Source organism: Microbacterium sp. 05N427, from assembly GCF_056397105.1.
The window spans coordinates 62,946-79,639 of record NZ_JBFTMT010000013.1; the positions used below are offsets into that span (position 1 = coordinate 62,946).

Genomic DNA, 16,694 nt, shown 5'->3' on the forward strand with positions numbered 1-16,694 from the left:
CTGGGTCGGAATGTCGGTGGCCCGGAGTTTACTGGGGTCATGGCAAACGTGAGCGACGCGGTGCAGGATCCCGGGACGGACCCGGCGGATCCGGCCGTTGTGCTGACCGCGCTCGTCACCGGGTTGGAAGCGACGGAGGCTGCGATCATCCGGCTGCACGCACTGCGGGAGGCGCAGCTCGCTGTGGCGCACGATGTCGCCGTGGCGATCGCGGCGCCCGAACGGACAGGATCGACGGGATCGACTCCGGGCGCGGCGGCTGAGCTGGCCGCCCGGTCGGTCGCGGCGGAGCTGGCCGGGGTGCTGCACATGTCGGACCGGGTGGTGCAGGGTCGGATGGCGCGCGCGGCGGATCTGATGGCCCGATTCCCCGCGACGATGCGGGCGTTCGCAGATGCGCGGATCAATGCCGCGCACGTCCGGACGATCCACGATGCGGGCGCCCGCCTCGATGAGACGGTGCGGGCCGAGTTCGAGCAGGTCGCCGTCGCCGCTTCCGAGGGCGAGACTCCGCATCGGGCGAAACGGATCGTGGAACGCGTCGCGGAACGCCTCGCCCCGCGCAGCCTCACCGACCGGCACCGGGACGCGCAGGAACACCGGCGGGTGTGGCGGGAAGACCTCGGTAATGGGCAGAAAGCCCTCGGCCTGATCCACTCCGCCGCGATCGTGGACGGGATCTACGACCGACTCACCCAGCAGGCGCGGGTCGTCACCGTCGCGAACGCGCAGGCTGCGAAAGACGCTGCCTCTCCCGACCCGGGCGACCTCGGCGACCCTGGCGACGCGCGGACGATGGACCAGCTGCGCGCCGACCTCTGCGCGGACACCCTGCTCACCGGGGCCGCATCCGGACACGACACCGACGCCGGGCTTCTGTCCGCGATCCAGGCACGGATCGAAGTCACCATCCCCGTGCTCACCCTCATCACGGCAGACACGGCAGACACGGCAGACGTTTCAGGCGGAACGGGACCCGGCGCGGCGTTCGGTGTCCGCACCGAACAGCCCGCCGAACTCGCCGGCGGACAACCCATCGACACCGACACCGCCCGCACCCTCACCGGCGGCGCGACCGCGTGGGAACGGGTCCTCACCCACCCGATCACCGGGGCGATCCTCGCCGTCGACCACTACCGGCCCAACACCGACCTACGCCGCCTCCTACACGCCAGGGATTCCCGGTGCCGGTTCCCGACCTGCGGGCTCCCACCCCGCACCCAAGACCTCGACCACACCATCGACGCCGCCCACGGCGGACCCACCGAAGAAGGCAACCTCGGCGGACTCTGCCGACGCCACCACATCCTCAAACACCAAACCACCTGGAAAGTGACACAACACGGCGCCGGAGTCCTCGAATGGACCAGTCCCATCGGGCGCACCTACATCGACCGGCCGCCCCCGCCCGTGACCTTCACGGTCGATGATCCGGATCCACCATCCGGATCCGGCATCGCCCCTGCGCCGTTCTGACGGGTCCCTGCGGCTGAGGCGCGCCTACCTGGCGCGGCCTCCGCTCCGGGAATACCCTGAGGCCATGGAGACCCTCCGCGCCATCGTCGTGTTCATCCACCTGCTCGGATTCGCCACGCTCTTCGGCGCCTGGCTCGCTCAGGCCGTCGGAGGCAAGCGCGAGTTCACGCAACTGATGAACATCGGCCTCGCGATCGCCGGCCTCGCGGGCCTCGCCCTCGCCGCGCCGTGGGGCATCACCTGGACGCCGGGCATGAGCTTCTACATCAAGATCACGGTGAAGCTCGTGGTGCTCGTCATCATCGGCGCGCTGATCGGCATGGGCATGGCCCGCCAGAAGCGCGGCGACAAGGTGCCCGCCGGTATGTTCTGGAGCGTCGGCGCGCTCACCCTTCTGAACGCGGGTCTCGGCTACTTCTGGCACTGAACCCACGCTGCTCGACGAACTCTCAGTGGACGCGGGATCCGATTTCGGATCCCGCGTCTTCGTGTCTCCCCCGCGCGTCACACTCCGCCACGGCCGCGTGTCCACCTGTGGATCGGCTGAACGCCGGGCGTAGACTCCCCCGTGCTCGTCGCGCCGCTGGGGATCCGACGAGCGCTGATCGACGCACCGACCGGAGGACCGTATGAGCACTGCAACCGTGACCGCACCCGCCAATCCCAGATCCCGGGTGATCCTCGCCAGCCTCATCGGCACGACGATCGAGTTCTACGACTTCTACGTCTACGCGACTGCCGCGGTGCTCGTCTTCCCGATCCTGTTCTTCCCGACCGGCAACGACACGACCGCGCTGCTCGCCTCGTTCGGCGTCTTCGGCGCCGCGATGATCGCGCGCCCGATCGGCGCCATGGTCTTCGGGCATTTCGGCGACCGCTACGGGCGCAAGGCCACGCTCGTCGCCTCCCTGCTCACGATGGGCATCGCGACCTTCCTCATCGGCCTGCTGCCGACGTTCCAGCAGATCAACTGGTGGGCGGCCCTGCTGCTGCTGGTGCTGCGACTGGCGCAGGGCTTCGCCCTCGGCGGGGAGTGGTCGGGGGCCGCCCTCGTCGCCACCGAGAACGCTCCGGCGGGCAAGCGCGCCTGGTACGGCTCCTTCCCGCAACTGGGCGCCCCGCTCGGCTTCATCATCGCGAACGGCCTGTTCCTCACCATCAACGCACTGCTGCCCCACGAGAGCGACCCCTCACTGAAGTCGGAGGCGTTCCTCAGCTGGGGCTGGCGCGTGCCGTTCCTGTTCTCCTCCGTGATGGTGATCATCGGACTCTGGGTGCGCCTCAAGCTCGTCGAGTCGGAGACCTTCAAACGCGCAGAGGACAAGGGCACGATCCGCAAGCTGCCCCTCGCGACCGTGTTCCGCCACCACTGGAAGCACCTCATCCTCGGCACCTTCGTGATGCTCGCGACCTATGTGCTGTTCTACTTGATGACGAACTTCACGCTCTCGTTCGGCACCAAGCCGTGGTCCGTCGAGATCGCCTCCGCGGCGGCGCAGAAGACAGCCGAGGCCAAGGGCGCCGCCTTCGATCCGACCGCTTTCGCCGCACAGTTCTACCCCGGCCAGGGCTTCGGCTACACCGACTTCGTCGTCATGCAGATCGTCGGCGTGGTGTTCTTCGGCGTCTTCACGCTCCTCTCGGGTCCGTGGGCGGACCGGATCGGGYGCCGCACGCTGCTCATCTGGACCACGATCGCCATCATCCTGTTCGGCTTCACCTTCCCGCTGTTCCTCGGACAGCACGCCGGCGAGCCGTTCGCGGTGGTGCTGACCCAGTCCTTCCTGATCCTCGGCTTCCTGCTCATGGGCGTCACGTTCGGACCGATGGGGGCCCTCCTGCCCGAGCTGTTCCCGACGAACGTGCGGTACACGGGATCCGCCGTCGCGTACAACGTGTCCTCGATCCTCGGCGCCGCCGTGGCACCGCTCATCGCGGTGTGGCTGTGGCAGACGGCGGGCGGATCCCCCTGGCTGGTCGGCATCTACCTGTCCTCGATGGCGGTGCTGACCCTCATCGCGCTGTTCCTCATCCCCGAGACCAAGGACCACGCCTACGAGGACGACCTCGGCGTGCCCACCCTGCCCTGACCTGCCCTGACCGCCGGACGTGTCCGCCGGGAGCTGAACCGGATCCGTCAACATTGATTGACAAGCCTCCTCGTGTCAACAAGCATTGACACGAGGAGGCTTCATGATGAAGACGGCACAGGCGACGGATCCCCACGGCGAACCCCTCGCGGAGCTGCACCGGCTGGTCGCCGCACGACGAGAGATCGCCCGCGCCGAAGAGGTGCAGGTGCGCCGCGCTCGCGCGAACGGGTACTCCTGGCAGGCGATCGCGAGTGCCCTTGGCACCACGCGCCAGGCGGCGCATCGGCGATTCGGGCGGCACTGATCACGGCCGGGCACCTGCGGAGACGGACTGCTCGGCACGCGCCCGCGGCTCAGCCCGGAAGAGAGGTCAGCCGTGCGCCGCGTCCGCCCAGCGCAGCACTCGCAGGGCGCGCAACGTAACCCAGCGGCTGGGGAAGCCCTCCTGCTCGCCCTCCATCTCGAACGACGTCGGCCCCTCGTGCGTGTTCTCCAAGCGCCATGCCCCGTCCGCCCCTTGCTTCGAACGCAGCATCTCGACCACCTCGGCGCAACGCGGATCGCCCTCGGGCCGCGCGCGTCGCAGGTAGTCCAGGCCACGCAGCACGTCGTAGAACCAGCGCACCGGGTAGGACGTCATCGTGAACCGCGGGTCGATGATCTCTCCCGTGCTGCGGCGCCGGAGCAGGCCTCGATCGAGCAGGTACTCCTCTGCAGCGATCCGCGCCGCGCGCGCCTCGTCGGTACCGCCGGTCGCCTGCTCCCAGTCGAGCAGCCCCTCCAGTACGCAGATCGTGGAGTGCAGCGACGATGTCGTGGCGCCGTACTCGGCCCAGCAGTTCCATCCGTCGTCCTCGAGCCGGCCGTCGAGCAGCGTCTTGACGACCGCATCTCCGGGCTCGCCGACGTAGGCGGCGATCGTCAGCACGACGCCGTTGATACAGGGCTCCGTCTCGCCGTCGAAGTACGGCGGGGAACCCGGCTGGTCCCACGTCACGCCGTCCCGCACGCGCGCGACGGCCCGCCGCATACGCTCGTCCGCGGGGTCGACCCCGAAATCGACGAGCTGCTGCAGGCTGAAGTGCGTGGCGGTCCACGCGTCGTACATCGGGCGGCTCTCGTCGACCCAGCCGGGCCGGTACACCCCGCCGTCCCACAGGCCGTCCTCCCCCTGCAACGCGAGGAGCTGAGCGCCCCATCCCTCAGCGGCCACGCGCGCACGCTCAGCGGCGACCTCCTCCGGGCCGGCATCCGTGAGATCCCGCAGCACCTGCCATCGGATCGCGGGATCCCCGTCCATCAGGTAGTCGATGACGTCCATGAGATGACGCTACGCCGGGACGCCGACGTTCGGCCCGACCAGCGCGGCACCTGGCGTCGGCGGAACGGCTCAGGAGTAGTCCGCGATGATCCTCCGCACGCTCCCGTCCAGGGTCATGCGACCCCCGTACGGCAGGATCCACTGCGGCCGGGTGTGTCCGAAGGGCACGCCGATGCAGACGACGACGTGCGGGTTGAACAGGCCGATCTGGCTCAGCACCGCGTCGCGCTGCTCGGCCCGCAGCCCCGGCCGGATCTCGGGGTGCGGCACGTTGCTGCGATCGCTCACCGGCGGCCGAGCAACGACGACGCCGGCCACGCGCTCCAGCAGGCCTCGCTCCCCATAGGCGCGCAGCTGCTCGGCGACGGCGTCGGCCGGCATGAGCTCCTCGCTGGTCTCCAGCAGCAGGATCGTGCCGTCGAGCTGCTCCGCACGCGGGAAGCGATCGGCGAGGGCGAGTTGGGCGAGCACCTCCACGCAGCCGCCCCAGGTCCGGCCCGCAACGCGACGCGGCGGCCCTGACCACACCCACGGCTCCGTCGTCTCGCGGTCGCCGAACTCGACCAGCGCGACCGGGTCATGCCAGGGGCGACCGAAGTCCTCCGACTCGCCCGGTTCGGTGAGTTCGATCTCGCCGCCCTCGAGCAGAGCCGCGCGCAGCGAGCGTGCGTGGATCTCGTCCACCCCCGGCCCCGCTCCGAGGTGCACCTGCGTGGAACCGCCGTGGAAGGCGGAGATGCCGTGCCGCCACAGCCAGTTCAGGATGTTGGTGTTGTCGCTGTAGCCGAGGAAGGGCTTCGGATCCGCCTGCGCGAGCGCCGGATCCAGGTGCCGGGTGACCCGGATCTGATCGTCACCGCCGATGGTCGCCAGGATCGCCCGGATGGACGGGTCCGCGAAGGCCGCGTTCACATCGGCCGCACGCGCTTCGGGGCTCGCGCCGAGCTGCCGCGTGGTGGCGTACTCGACGGGCACGAGCCCCGTGAGTTCGGTCAGCCGTCGCATCGCCTGCTCGTGGATCGCGACCGAGACCGCGGGCGCGGCGAAAGCCGGCGAGAGCACCGCAACACGGTCGCCGGGACGGGCCTTGGGCGGGTGCATCATGGGTTCCACCCTAGGTCGCTGGAGCAGGAGATCGCGCGTACGGAAAACCGCGGCGACAGGATGCCGGGGACCACTCAGCCTTTTCGCCCCTGACATCCCGCCGCCGCGGGTCTTGGTGGATCCGGTCCCTCCCCCGTTCGCACGGGGAAGGGACCGGATCACGTGTTAGGCGCTCGCCAGGCGGTAGCGCAGCGAGGCGAGCTCGGTGGTGAGAGCCGCCGGGAGGCGGTCGCCGAACGTCGCGAAGAACTCCTCGGTCGAGTCGGCCTCACGGGTCCACGACGCGGTGTCGACGCGGAACAGCTCGGCGAGATCCTCGTCGGTCACATCCGCGCCCTCGAGGTTGAGGTCCTCGATCTTGGGCAGACGCCCGATCGGGCTCTCGATCGCGCCGACCTCGCCCTCGATGCGACGGATGATCCAGTCGATCACGCGAGCGTTGTCCCCGAAGCCCGGCCACAGGAACCGGCCGTCGGAACCGCGGCGGAACCAGTTCACCTGGAAGATGCGCGGCGCCTTGTCGAAGCGGACCGCACGGCCCATCTTCAGCCAGTGCGCGAAGTAGTCGCCCATGTTGTAGCCGCAGAACGGCAGCATGGCGAACGGGTCGCGGCGGAGCTCCCCGAGCGTGCCCTCGGCCGCGGCCGTGCGCTCGGACGAGATGGTCGCCCCGAGGAAAACGCCATGACTCCAGTCCGTCGCCTCGACGACGAGCGGGACGTTGGTGGCGCGGCGTCCACCGAAGAGGATCACGTCGAGAGGCACGCCCTCGGGGTCCTCCCAGTCCTCAGCGATCTGCGGGCACTGCGCGGCCGACACGGTGAAGCGCGAGTTCGGGTGCGCGGCGGGACGACCGGAATCCGGGGTCCACGCGTTGCCCTCCCAGTCGATGAGGTTCGCGGGCGCCTCATCGGTCAGCCCCTCCCACCACACGTCGCCGTCCGGACGCAGCGCGACATTCGTGAAGATCGTGTTGCCCCAGAGGGTCTCGACCGCAGTGACGTTGGTCGACTCTCCGGTGCCCGGCGCGACGCCGAAGAAACCGGCCTCGGGGTTGATCGCACGCATGCGCCCGTCCGCCCCGGGGCGGATCCAGGTGATGTCGTCGCCGAGCGTCTCGACCTTCCAGCCGGGGATCGTCGGGCGGAGCATTGCGAGGTTGGTCTTGCCACAGGCCGACGGGAACGCCGCGGCCACGTGGTAGGCCTTGCCCTGGGGCGAGACGACCCGGATGAGCAGCATGTGCTCGGCCATCCAGCCCTCGTCGCGGGCGAGGACAGAGGCGATGCGCAGCGCGAAGCACTTCTTCGCGAGGATCGCGTTGCCGCCGTAGCCGGAGCCGAAGGAGTAGACCTCGAGCGTGTCGGGGAAATGGACGATCCACTTCTCGTCGTTGCACGGCCAGGTGGTGTCCGCCTCGCCGGCGGCGAGCGGAGCCCCGACGGAGTGCACGGTACGCACCCACTGGGCGCCCTTCGCGATCTCGCGGACGACGGCCGTTCCGACGCGGGTCATGATGCCGATCGAGGCGACGGCGTACGCGCTGTCGGTGACCTGCACACCGATCTGCGAGATCGGCCCGCCGACCGGCCCCATCGAGAACGGCACGACGTACATGGTGCGCCCGCGCATCGAGCCCTCGAAGATCTCGTTCATCTTCGCGTGCATCGCGCTCGGATCCGCCCAGTTGTTCGTAGGGCCGGCGTCGATCTCCTTCTCGGAGGCGATGAAGGTGCGCCCCTCGGTGCGGGCGACGTCGCTGGGGTGCGAACGGGCCAGGTAGGAGCCGGGACGCCACTCCGGGTTGAGCTTGATGAGCTTGCCCTCGTCGACGAGCTCGTGCAGCAGGGCGTCGTTCTCAGCGGCGGATCCGTCGATCCAGTGCACCCGATCGGGCTTGGTCAGCGCACGGATCTCCTCGACCCATGCGCTGAGCGCGGCGAAGGCCGGCGTGTCGTACTCGGGAGCCGCCCCGTACTCGCGCACGGGTGCGAGGTGGGTGGTCCGCGGGGTGGACGTCTCGGCGATAGCCATGTCTGCTCCTTAAATCCTGGGGCGTTGTGACCATTCTGCGCGAGGAATCGGCGCTCTTCGGGCCGTTGACGGCTTCAAGAATCCAAATTCTTTCGCTAGGATCAAAAGCATGGCTTCAGGACTCGAGCTCACGACTCTCGGACATCGCATCCGGCACCACCGCACGCGCAGCGGCATGACGCTGGACGAGCTGGGCGCCGCCGTCGGTGTCGCCGGCTCCCAGCTCAGCCTCATCGAGAACGGCAAGCGCGAGCCGAAGCTCTCCCTGCTGCAGTCCATCGCGAACGCGACGGGCACCGAGGTGAGCGACCTCATCTCGGGCGAGCCGCCGAACCGGCGCGCGGCACTGGAGATCGAGCTCGACCGCGCCCAGTCCAGCTCGGTGTTCCGCCAGCTCGGCATCGCGCCGGTGCGGGTGAACAAGGGCATGCCGGACGAGACGATCGAGTCGATCCTGGGGCTGCACCGGGAGCTGCACCGCCGCGAGCGCGAGGCGATCGCCACGCCGGAGGAGGCACGGCGCGCCAACACCGAACTGCGCCTCAAGATGCGCGCCCTCGACAACCACCTGCCCGACATCGAGGCGCTCGCCGAGAAGCAGCTCAAGGCGGCGGGCCACTCCTCGGGCGCCCTCACCCACCGCACCGTGAGCATCATGGCCGAGCAGCTGGGTTTCGAGCTGCTCTACGTCGACGACCTGCCGCACTCCACGCGCTCGGTCACGGATCTGGAGCACGGCCGGATCTACCTGCCGCCGGCGTCGATCCCCGGCGGGCACGGCCTGCGGTCGATGGCTCTGCAGGCGATGGCGCACCGGATGCTCGGGCACACCCCTCCCACCGACTACGCCGACTTCCTGCAGCAGCGACTCGAGATCAACTACTTCGCCGCGTGCTGCCTCATCCCCGAGACGGCAGGCGTCGCCTTCCTGCAGCAGGCGAAGAAGGACCGCAACCTCGCGGTGGAGGACTTCCGCGATGCGTTCGGCGTGACCCACGAGGCCGCCGGCATGCGGATGACCAACCTCATGACGACGCACCTCGACATGCGACTGCATTTCCTACGCGTGGACGAGTCGGGCGCCCTCACCCGCGTCTACGAGAACGATGACCTGCCGCTGCCGATGGACGTCACAGGATCCGTCGAGGGCCTCACGGTGTGCCGCAAGTTCTCCGCACGGGCGGCCTTCAGTCAGCGCAACCGCACCACCGAGCACTATCAGTACACGGACACCCCGTCCGGCACGTTCTGGTGCTCGACGCAGACCGGATCCACCGACGGCGGCGGCTACTCGATCACGGTCGGCGTGCCGTTCGACGACGCCCGTTGGTGGCGGGGCCGGGAGACCACCGACCGCGCGCAGTCGACCTGCCCGGATGAGGCGTGCTGCCGCCGCCCCCCGGCCGGCATCGCCGAGCGCTGGAGCAGCAAGGCCTGGCCGAGTGCTCGGGTGCACACGCACATGTTCTCGCCGCTCCCCCGCGGCGCGTTCCCCGGCGTGGACGACAACGAGGTGTACTCCTTCCTGGACCGCCACGCGGCCCAGTAGGCGCTGTGCCCGGTCTGCCTGCGCGCTTTGCCTGGGTGGGTGGGTCGTTGTGCGGCGGGCTTTGCCTGAGTGGGTCGCTCCGGCCTGCGACGGATGCGCGATCCCGCGACGTATGCACGACGGATCCGCCGCTCACGTCGTGCATCCGTCGCACGGTCGTGCATCCGTCGCGTGGGTCTTCATCCTTCGCAGCACGACGGAGCGGGATCCTGAGCTAGCGTCGGAGCATGCCCCTTGCCCTCGTCACCGGTGCCGCGCGCGCCGAAAGCATCGCGGCAGGCATCGTGCCGCGCCTTCGGCAGAGCGGCTGGACCGTCGTCACGAGCGATCTCAGCGACGCCGACCACCCGGCGGATCTGTCGACGGCTGAGGGCCCGGAGGCGCTGATCGCAGAGGTGGCGCGCGAGCACGGAACGATCTCCGCGCTGGTGCTGAGCCACGCCTACGACGTGGAGTCGGGGATCCTCGACACGACGGCGGAGAGTTTCGATCGGCACGTCGCGGTCAACGCGCGTGCGACGCTCCTGCTGATCGCGGCGTTCGCGCGGCAAGCCGCCCCCGAGGGCGGGGCGATCGTCGCACTCACGAGCGACCACGTGACCGGGAACCTGCCATACGGTGCGTCCAAGGGCGCGCTCGACCGCATCGTCATCTCTGCGGCCCGCGAACTCGGACCCCGCGCGATCTCTGCGAACGTGCTGAACCCTGGCCCGATCGACACCGGCTGGATGGACGATGGGGTCCGCGAGCACCTCGCCGGCCTCACGCCGCAGGGGCGCCTCGGCCGCCCGGCCGATGTCGCGGCTCTGGTGGACTTCCTGGTGTCTCCCGAGGGGCGATGGGTGTCCGGCCAGCTGCTCAAGTCTGACGGCGCCTTCTCCGCGGCCTTCTGAGTCGGGCCGCCGCCTCACCGTCGCGTGACCGCTGCCTGCGACGGATGCACGATCCTGGGACGGATGCGCGATCGGATCCGCGGACTCGTCGTGCAGGCGTCGCCGGATCGTGCAGACGTCGCGCGAACCTCAGGGCCTCAAGAACTCAGGGCCTCAGGGCCTCAGTGCGCGGACACGAAGTCGGCGTAGCGGCGCAGGGCCGAGGCGACGGCGGCGGGATCCGGAGCAGGCTCTCCGCCGAAGAACTCCGGGATCGGCTCGTCGCGGTGCCGGCCGACCGCGGCCGAGTGCGTCCAGGCACCGGCGATGCGGCCCGCCGAGAGCAGGCTCGCGCGCACCATGCCGTTCTTGCCGGGTCCGATCAGCGCCATGCTCTCCGCCGTGGCCACCGCCGAGCGGTCGGCGTAGGAGATGTAGTACTCGTCGAACATGGGCAGCGCGAGCGTCGCGGCGTCATCGGCCCCTGCGGCGCGGCGTGGACGGACGGTGCCGATGAACACGCCCTCCGCCTTCTCCGTCACCCTCGCTCGCCCGCGCTCGACGGCCTCGCGCGCCACGGTGATCGGCAGGCCGGACCACCAGGCGAAGTCGCCGACCGTGACCGGCCCGTGCCCGTCGACGTAGCGGACGAACAGCTCGGCCAGGGGATCTGCGGGCGGCGCGGTCTGCGGGAGCCACTCCTCGCCGAGCATGAACAGCTGCTCACGCGAGACGGCGTCATCCCGGTGCACGACCGGCCCCTGCACCAGGATGCCGCGCACATTGAGCGCGTAGATGAGGTGAATCCCGCGCTGACCGGTGGGATCGATGCCCATCTCGGTGAGGTCGTCGAAGAGCTGCGCCCTGGTGCGCCCTCCGTCGGCGAGGCGCTCACGGAACGCCGACTCGACGTGCGCGACGAGCGCGTCGTCGATGCCGAGCTGGCGCTGGCGCGTCGCGTCCTGCCGGAGCTGCCGATCACCGGTCACGGACAGCACCCAGCGCACGTCTTCCGCCGGGATCACGTGCAGCGTGCCGCGCATCGTGTGCGTGCGCACGAGCTCGCCGCGATCGAACGCCGCATCGACGGCGGCGAGCGTCGGCGCACCGGACGAGCGGATGCCGAGCGCCCAGCGTCCGGCGACGAACTCCTGGCCCTGCACGGCGAGCATGTGCCGGGCTGCGGCGACAGGGGTGCGCGCCGGAGCGGTGAGCCGGTGCGAGCGGAGCCGTTCGCTCAGGAGTGCCGTCATGGATCCATCATGCCGTGGGGTCAGGACATCAGCCGGGTGCTGGCGGGCGTCGCCCCCGTCGACCGCAGACCCTGGGCGCGGATCGGATCCGATTGGATCCGATGAGTTCCCTATGACGACGCTCAAGAGGCTCGATTCTTGGGCCTCTCTGTCAAACCCCCGCCGACGATGGTGCCATGGCAACGCTCACGCCCCTCGCTCCGGTCGGACCGCTCGTCGCGGCCCGGGGACGCCGGCTGCGCCCGGCGCTCTGGCGCCTGGGCGCGGTGACGCTGATCTGGGCGACGAGCCTGTTCGTGCTCGCGCTCTGGGTGAGCGGCGCCGGCGTGCAGGCCCTGCTCGCATTCGACGGCGACACGTTCACGACGCTCGGCCGTCTGACCGGCCTCGTGTCGGCGAATCTGCTGTTGTACCAGGTGCTGCTCATGGCCAGGGTGCCGGTGTTCGAGCGCGGATTCGGGCGGGACGGCATCACGCGGCTGCACCGCCTCGTGGGATTCTGGTCGTTCTGGCTGCTCCTCGCACACCTCGTGCTCATCACCGTCGGCTACGCGATCACGGCGCACACGAACGTGCTCGTGCAGGCGTGGGACTTCGTCTGGGACTACCCCGGCATGCTCCTGGCGACCGCGGGTACCGGTCTGCTGATCCTGGTCGTGGTGACGTCGATCCGCCGCGCACGTCGCCGGCTGCGATACGAGTCCTGGCACCTGCTGCACCTGTACGGCTATTTCGGCGTCGGCCTCGCGATCCCGCACATGCTGTGGACCGGCGCGGACTTCACCGCGTCCGCCGGTGCGACCTTCTACTGGTGGGCGCTGTGGGCCGTCACCGCCGTGTGCGTGCTGTGGTTCCGCGTCGCCGTGCCGCTGATGCGCAGCGCCCGCCACGGACTCCGCGTGGTCGCCGTCGATGCCGATGGACGCGACGGGATCTCGGTCCGCGTCGCCGGCCGCGACGTACGCCGCCTGGGCGCTAAGGCGGGGCAGTTCTTCATCTGGCGGTTCCTGGACGGCCCGGGCTGGACGCGGGGTCACCCGTTCTCGCTCGCCGCGGACCCGGCAACGGAAGAACTCGTCATCTCGGCCCGCCGTGTCGGCGACGGCACCGATCGTCTCGCGGAGCTGCGCCCGGGGACGAGGGTCATGGTCGAGGGCCCGTACGGTCACATGACCGGCGAGCGCCGCAGCGGATCCCGCCTGCTCATGCTCGGCGCCGGCGCGGGCGTCGCACCCCTGGTCGCGCTGCTCGAGTCCGAGCCGTACGCACCCGGCGAGGCGATCCTCGTGACGCGCGACCACTCCGCCGCCCACGGACTGCGCCGCGCCGAGATCGACCGGCTCGCCGTGTCCCGCGGGCTCGTGCACTACACGCTGCACGGCCGTCGCGCAGACGCCGGCACGAGCTGGGTGCCGGCCACTCACGCCGAATGGGATGGCGCTCAGCTGCTGCAGCGCATCGCCGGAGACCTGTCCCGGTACGACGTGTATCTGTGCGGGCCGATCCCCTGGATGCAGAGCATCCGCCGGGATCTCCGCACCGCCGGCGTGCCCTCCGAACGCATCCACAGCGAGGCCTTCGCCGTCTGAACGGCGAGCGATGGAACCGAGAGCGGGAGAACCATGAAGAAGATCGTCTACGCCGTCCTCGCGACGGTGACCGGGCTGGTCCTGCTGTTCAGCTACCGCACCTCGCTCGAGGTGGTCGCACCGGCCGCGAGCGGTGCGGCAGGGACCGCCGGGAGCACCGGCACGACGAAGAGCGCGACCGGATCCTCCACCGGGACGAGTGCGGGCGGCACGTCCCCCGGAGCGTCGACGGGATCGTCTTCGTCGGCGTCCGGCACCGGAGCGGCCTCCGGATCCTCCTCCTCCTCGGGATCCACGACCTCCGCCACGACCTCGACCGGGCTCAAGGACGGATCCTTCACGGGTCAGGCCGTCGACACGCGCTACGGCGCCGTGCAGGTCGCGATCACGGTGTCGGGCGGGCAGATCACCGACGTGTCGGTGCCGCAGTACCCGAACACCGAGCGCCGCGACGAGCAGATCAACGCGCAGGCCATCCCGATCCTGATCTCGGAGACCAAGAGTGCTCAGTCCGCGCAGATCGACATGGTCTCGGGCGCCACGTTCACCTCTGACGGGTACACCCAGTCGCTGCAGAGCGCGATCGACCAGGCGAAGGCATGAGCGGCGCCGTGCCTCTCGCGGCCCCGCCAGCCGGTGCGGATCCGAGCGCGACCTCACCCCACCGCCACGTCAGCACCGCCGAGCTCATGGGCACGGTGGCAAGCGTGCACGTCCTGACCGCGGCCGCCTCGACCGATGCGGCCGTCGCCGCGCGGATCACCGCCGCGCAGAGCGCCGCGCTCGACGAGCTGCACGAGCTGGACGCGCTGTTCTCCCCGTTCCGCGGGGACTCGCAGATCTCGCGATTGCGCGACGGGTCGCTGCACCCCGAGGATGCGGATCCGCGGATCCTCGAGGTCTGCGAGGCGTGCGTGCGACTCGCCTCCGACAGCGGCGGGCGGTTCGATGCGAACAGACACGGCTGGTTCGATCCCACGGGCTACGTCAAGGGCTGGGCGGTCGAATGCGCAACCTCCCGCCATCTCGCACCCCTGCTCGCCGAGGACGACGTGATCGCCGTCGGGCTCTCCGCGGGCGGCGACATGCAGCTGCTCACGGCCCCGGGAGCGGACTGGACCTGGAACGTCGGGATCGCGGATCCGCTCCGCCGCGGAGTGTTGCGGGCTCAGGTGCCGCTGCGCGACGGGGCCGTCGCGACCTCCGGACCGGCCGAGCGGGGCGCGCACATCGTCGACCCGCGTACGGGGAACGCGGTGCTCGACGCACCCACCGCGACCGTGATCGCCGAGCACCTGAGCGACGCGGACGCCTGGGCGACGGTCGCCGTGGTCGCGGGCTTCGACGACCTCACCTGGCTGCGCGCGGCGCCCGACTGCTCGGGGATGCTGATCGCGCCGGACGGCCGGATCCGGCGTTGGGCGCACGGCGTGGAGGTCGCCGTCGCAGCCTCCGGCGATCTCGATCTCGATCTCGATCTCGGTCTCGGTCTCGATCTCGGGTTCTGACCCCGCTGCGGCGCCGGCGGCGGCCCTCCGCCCGCCAGACGACGGGTGCGAAACTCAGTCGATCCCGGCCCTCATCCGCCTCACCCCGGGGAATCCGTGCGGAATTGACTGAGTTTCGCACGCGTCTTCGCTCCGAAGGGCACTTCGGCGCCTCCCTCACGCCACAAGCGGGAGCCGGAGCAGGAATGTCGTCCCCGCCTCCGACGAGCTCTCGATGCCGACCGATCCGCCGTACCTCGTCGCCACATCCCGGACCAGGGCGAGGCCGAGCCCGAAGCCGCGCCGTCGCCCGGTCTCGGGGCCCCGGGCGAAGCGCGTGAAGATGCGCTCCCGGTCCTCGACCCTGACGCCGGGACCCCGATCGGACACCCGGAATTCTGCGAAGCCGCGCGGCGCGCCGTGAGTCGAGCCTCGGTGCGCACCGCTGCCCGGTCCGATCGCGATGGCGACCGACGTGCCGCGGGGAGCATGCTGCACGGCATTGTCGAGCAGCGCCGTGCACAGCCGGGTCAGGGTCACGTCGGGCACCGCCACGGAGGTGCCGGGACCGACGTCCGACTGCAGCTCGACGCCCGCGCTCTCGGCGATCGGACGGATCAGCTCGACCGCGGCCTGCACCGCTACCGCGGCGTCCGACGCCGCTGCCGGGACGGGGCCCTGGTCCGCCTGTGCCGCGAGGAGCAGCTCGGTGAGGATGTCGTCCATGGCTGCCGTGTCGCCGCGCAGCCGCTCGAGAGCGTCGTCGATGCCCTCTCCGCGGGCGACGCGGCGCTGCAGGATCTGCACGCGGCTCGACAGGGCGGTGAGCGGAGTGCGCAGCTCATGGCTCGCATCGGCGACGAAGTCGCGCTGCGCCTGCAGCGCCACCTCGAGCGGCGCGACCGCACGCCGGGCGGTGAGCCAGGCGATGAGGCCGAGCAGCGCGACGCCGACCACGCCCAGGACGATGACCCAGGGCACCACGCGGTCCACGTCGACCACGATGTGGTCGGGATCGTCCACCGCGAATCGGCCGGGCCTCGGGCCGCCCGGGATCCCGTCGTCGCCCTGCGGGCGCGACGTCGCCAGGATCACGGCGATCAGGATGCCGACCCCCGCGGCGATCACGACCGCCGACGCGACGCCGGTCCACAGCCCGATCTGCCGAGCCGTGCGCCGCACCCGGTCGCGGTCCGCGGATCCGCTCATCTCCGGTCCTCGCCCGGGAGTCCGCGGCGGGTCACGTCGGATCCCCCGCGCGATAGCCGCGTCCGCGCACGGTGTCGATCATCTCTGGCGTGGTCTTGCGCCGGATGTAGTGCACGTAGGTGTCGACGGTGCCGACCCCGTCCGCCGAGGAGAACACCCCGCGCAGGATCTCCTCGCGGCTGAACACGCGCTCGGGGCTCGCGGACAGGAACTCGAGGAACGCCGCYTCGGTGGCGGTCAGCGACACCCTCGCCCCGCTCGGCGCATGCAGCACCCAGGAGTCCGGGATGAAGGTCCACTCCCCGATCGCCCGGCGGCGGCCCTCGGCCTGGAAGCCGCGGCGCAGCGCGCGCAGCCGCGCCAGCAGCTCGTCGAAATCGAAGGGCTTCGTGAGGTAGTCGTTGGCGCCCGCGTCCAACCCCTCGACCCGATCCGGGATCGCGCCGAGCGCGGTCAGCATGAGCACCGGCGTCGTGATCCGCGCGGTGCGGACCGCCTCGACCAGGCTCGCGCCGTCCAACCCGGGCAGCCGACGATCCACGAGCATCACGTCATACCGCTCGTCGAGTGCGCGGCGCAGCGCGACCGCGCCGTCGGTCACATGGTCGACGGCGTAGGTCTCGCCGAGCACCTCGAGGGTCATCTCGGCGATGTCGGCGTCGTCCTCCACATAGAGCAGCCGTGGTCGGGCGTCGATCATGCGGGCC

General features: G+C 70.5%; 15 protein-coding genes. 9 read left to right on the forward strand and 6 right to left on the reverse strand.

Annotated elements, in window-relative coordinates:
• Positions 1–39 precede the first annotated feature (39 nt).
• The 4 genes from AC1DG4_RS14150 to AC1DG4_RS14165 all read left to right on the forward strand — a co-directional run bounded on the left by AC1DG4_RS14150 (position 40) and on the right by AC1DG4_RS14165 (position 3,873).
• A complete protein-coding gene (locus AC1DG4_RS14150) occupies positions 40–1,476 on the forward strand; it encodes an HNH endonuclease signature motif containing protein (protein WP_477379800.1) in 1,437 nt (478 codons plus the stop codon).
• 64 nt (positions 1,477–1,540) lie between these two features.
• Positions 1,541–1,903 carry a Fe-S protein gene (locus AC1DG4_RS14155; RefSeq protein ID WP_477379802.1) on the forward strand — a complete coding sequence of 121 codons (363 nt, stop codon included), beginning with the start codon at positions 1,541–1,543 and terminating at the stop codon, positions 1,901–1,903.
• Positions 1,904–2,105: 202 nt separating this feature from the next.
• Positions 2,106–3,566 carry an MFS transporter gene (locus AC1DG4_RS14160; RefSeq protein WP_477421298.1) on the forward strand — a complete coding sequence of 487 codons (1,461 nt, stop codon included), beginning with the start codon at positions 2,106–2,108 and terminating at the stop codon, positions 3,564–3,566.
• Positions 3,567–3,669: 103 nt separating this feature from the next.
• Entirely contained in the window at positions 3,670–3,873 is a 204-nt protein-coding gene (locus AC1DG4_RS14165) for an AsnC family protein (RefSeq protein ID WP_477379806.1), read from the forward strand.
• A gap of 66 nt (positions 3,874–3,939) precedes the next feature.
• On the opposite strand, the gene AC1DG4_RS14170 is transcribed toward AC1DG4_RS14165, so the two are convergent.
• The 3 genes from AC1DG4_RS14170 to AC1DG4_RS14180 all read right to left on the reverse strand — a co-directional run bounded on the left by AC1DG4_RS14170 (position 3,940) and on the right by AC1DG4_RS14180 (position 8,028).
• On the reverse strand, positions 3,940–4,890 hold the full coding sequence (locus AC1DG4_RS14170; protein ID WP_477379808.1) for a hypothetical protein: 951 nt from the start codon (positions 4,888–4,890) through the stop codon (positions 3,940–3,942).
• A gap of 69 nt (positions 4,891–4,959) precedes the next feature.
• Positions 4,960–5,994: a S66 family peptidase gene (locus tag AC1DG4_RS14175; protein ID WP_477379810.1), complete on the reverse strand. Its 1,035-nt coding sequence runs from the start codon at positions 5,992–5,994 to the stop codon at positions 4,960–4,962.
• A 165-nt stretch (positions 5,995–6,159) separates the two neighbouring features.
• The gene (locus AC1DG4_RS14180; RefSeq protein WP_477379812.1) at positions 6,160–8,028 is read right to left on the reverse strand and encodes a phosphoenolpyruvate carboxykinase (GTP); all 1,869 of its coding nucleotides are present in this window, start codon (positions 8,026–8,028) and stop codon (positions 6,160–6,162) included.
• Between the two features lie 109 nt (positions 8,029–8,137).
• On the opposite strand from AC1DG4_RS14180, the gene AC1DG4_RS14185 reads away from it, so the two are divergent.
• The gene (locus AC1DG4_RS14185; RefSeq protein ID WP_477379814.1) at positions 8,138–9,577 is read left to right on the forward strand and encodes a helix-turn-helix domain-containing protein; all 1,440 of its coding nucleotides are present in this window, start codon (positions 8,138–8,140) and stop codon (positions 9,575–9,577) included.
• 227 nt (positions 9,578–9,804) lie between these two features.
• Positions 9,805–10,470 carry an SDR family oxidoreductase gene (locus AC1DG4_RS14190; RefSeq protein ID WP_477379816.1) on the forward strand — a complete coding sequence of 222 codons (666 nt, stop codon included), beginning with the start codon at positions 9,805–9,807 and terminating at the stop codon, positions 10,468–10,470.
• Positions 10,471–10,631: 161 nt separating this feature from the next.
• On the opposite strand, the gene AC1DG4_RS14195 is transcribed toward AC1DG4_RS14190, so the two are convergent.
• A complete protein-coding gene (locus tag AC1DG4_RS14195) occupies positions 10,632–11,702 on the reverse strand; it encodes a winged helix DNA-binding domain-containing protein (RefSeq protein WP_477379818.1) in 1,071 nt (356 codons plus the stop codon).
• Between the two features lie 176 nt (positions 11,703–11,878).
• Between AC1DG4_RS14195 and AC1DG4_RS14200 the strand changes: the two genes are divergently transcribed.
• The 3 genes from AC1DG4_RS14200 to AC1DG4_RS14210 are packed head-to-tail and all read left to right on the forward strand — an operon-like array spanning position 11,879 to position 14,799.
• Complete coding sequence (locus tag AC1DG4_RS14200; protein WP_477379820.1) at positions 11,879–13,291, forward strand: ferredoxin reductase family protein; 1,413 nt, start codon at positions 11,879–11,881, stop codon at positions 13,289–13,291.
• Positions 13,292–13,324: 33 nt separating this feature from the next.
• Positions 13,325–13,894 (forward strand): FMN-binding protein, encoded by a 570-nt coding sequence (locus tag AC1DG4_RS14205; protein WP_477379822.1) that lies wholly within the window; start codon positions 13,325–13,327, stop codon positions 13,892–13,894.
• A complete protein-coding gene (locus AC1DG4_RS14210; RefSeq protein WP_477379824.1) occupies positions 13,891–14,799 on the forward strand; it encodes an FAD:protein FMN transferase in 909 nt (302 codons plus the stop codon). The genes AC1DG4_RS14205 and AC1DG4_RS14210 overlap by 4 nt, the downstream gene beginning before the upstream one ends.
• Positions 14,800–14,955: 156 nt before the next feature.
• On the opposite strand, the gene AC1DG4_RS14215 is transcribed toward AC1DG4_RS14210, so the two are convergent.
• On the reverse strand, positions 14,956–15,987 hold the full coding sequence (locus AC1DG4_RS14215; protein WP_477379826.1) for a sensor histidine kinase: 1,032 nt from the start codon (positions 15,985–15,987) through the stop codon (positions 14,956–14,958).
• Positions 15,988–16,018: 31 nt separating this feature from the next.
• Complete coding sequence (locus AC1DG4_RS14220) at positions 16,019–16,687, reverse strand: response regulator transcription factor (protein ID WP_477379828.1); 669 nt, start codon at positions 16,685–16,687, stop codon at positions 16,019–16,021.
• Positions 16,688–16,694: the final 7 nt, after the last annotated feature.

Bases quoted from the DNA above. Each gene is read 5' to 3' on its own strand.
- AC1DG4_RS14200 (WP_477379820.1), top strand. From the start codon at position 11,879: ATGGCAACGCTCACGCCCCTCGCTCCGGTCGGACCGCTCGTCGCGGCC.
- AC1DG4_RS14150 (WP_477379800.1), top strand. From the start codon at position 40: ATGGCAAACGTGAGCGACGCGGTGCAGGATCCCGGGACGGACCCGGCG.
- AC1DG4_RS14165 (WP_477379806.1), top strand. From the start codon at position 3,670: ATGATGAAGACGGCACAGGCGACGGATCCCCACGGCGAACCCCTCGCG.
- AC1DG4_RS14155 (WP_477379802.1), top strand. From the start codon at position 1,541: ATGGAGACCCTCCGCGCCATCGTCGTGTTCATCCACCTGCTCGGATTC.
- AC1DG4_RS14195 (WP_477379818.1), bottom strand. From the start codon at position 11,702: ATGACGGCACTCCTGAGCGAACGGCTCCGCTCGCACCGGCTCACCGCT.
- AC1DG4_RS14170 (WP_477379808.1), bottom strand. From the start codon at position 4,890: ATGGACGTCATCGACTACCTGATGGACGGGGATCCCGCGATCCGATGG.
- AC1DG4_RS14190 (WP_477379816.1), top strand. From the start codon at position 9,805: ATGCCCCTTGCCCTCGTCACCGGTGCCGCGCGCGCCGAAAGCATCGCG.
- AC1DG4_RS14185 (WP_477379814.1), top strand. From the start codon at position 8,138: ATGGCTTCAGGACTCGAGCTCACGACTCTCGGACATCGCATCCGGCAC.
- AC1DG4_RS14215 (WP_477379826.1), bottom strand. From the start codon at position 15,987: ATGAGCGGATCCGCGGACCGCGACCGGGTGCGGCGCACGGCTCGGCAG.
- AC1DG4_RS14175 (WP_477379810.1), bottom strand. From the start codon at position 5,994: ATGATGCACCCGCCCAAGGCCCGTCCCGGCGACCGTGTTGCGGTGCTC.
- AC1DG4_RS14180 (WP_477379812.1), bottom strand. From the start codon at position 8,028: ATGGCTATCGCCGAGACGTCCACCCCGCGGACCACCCACCTCGCACCC.
- AC1DG4_RS14205 (WP_477379822.1), top strand. From the start codon at position 13,325: ATGAAGAAGATCGTCTACGCCGTCCTCGCGACGGTGACCGGGCTGGTC.
- AC1DG4_RS14210 (WP_477379824.1), top strand. From the start codon at position 13,891: ATGAGCGGCGCCGTGCCTCTCGCGGCCCCGCCAGCCGGTGCGGATCCG.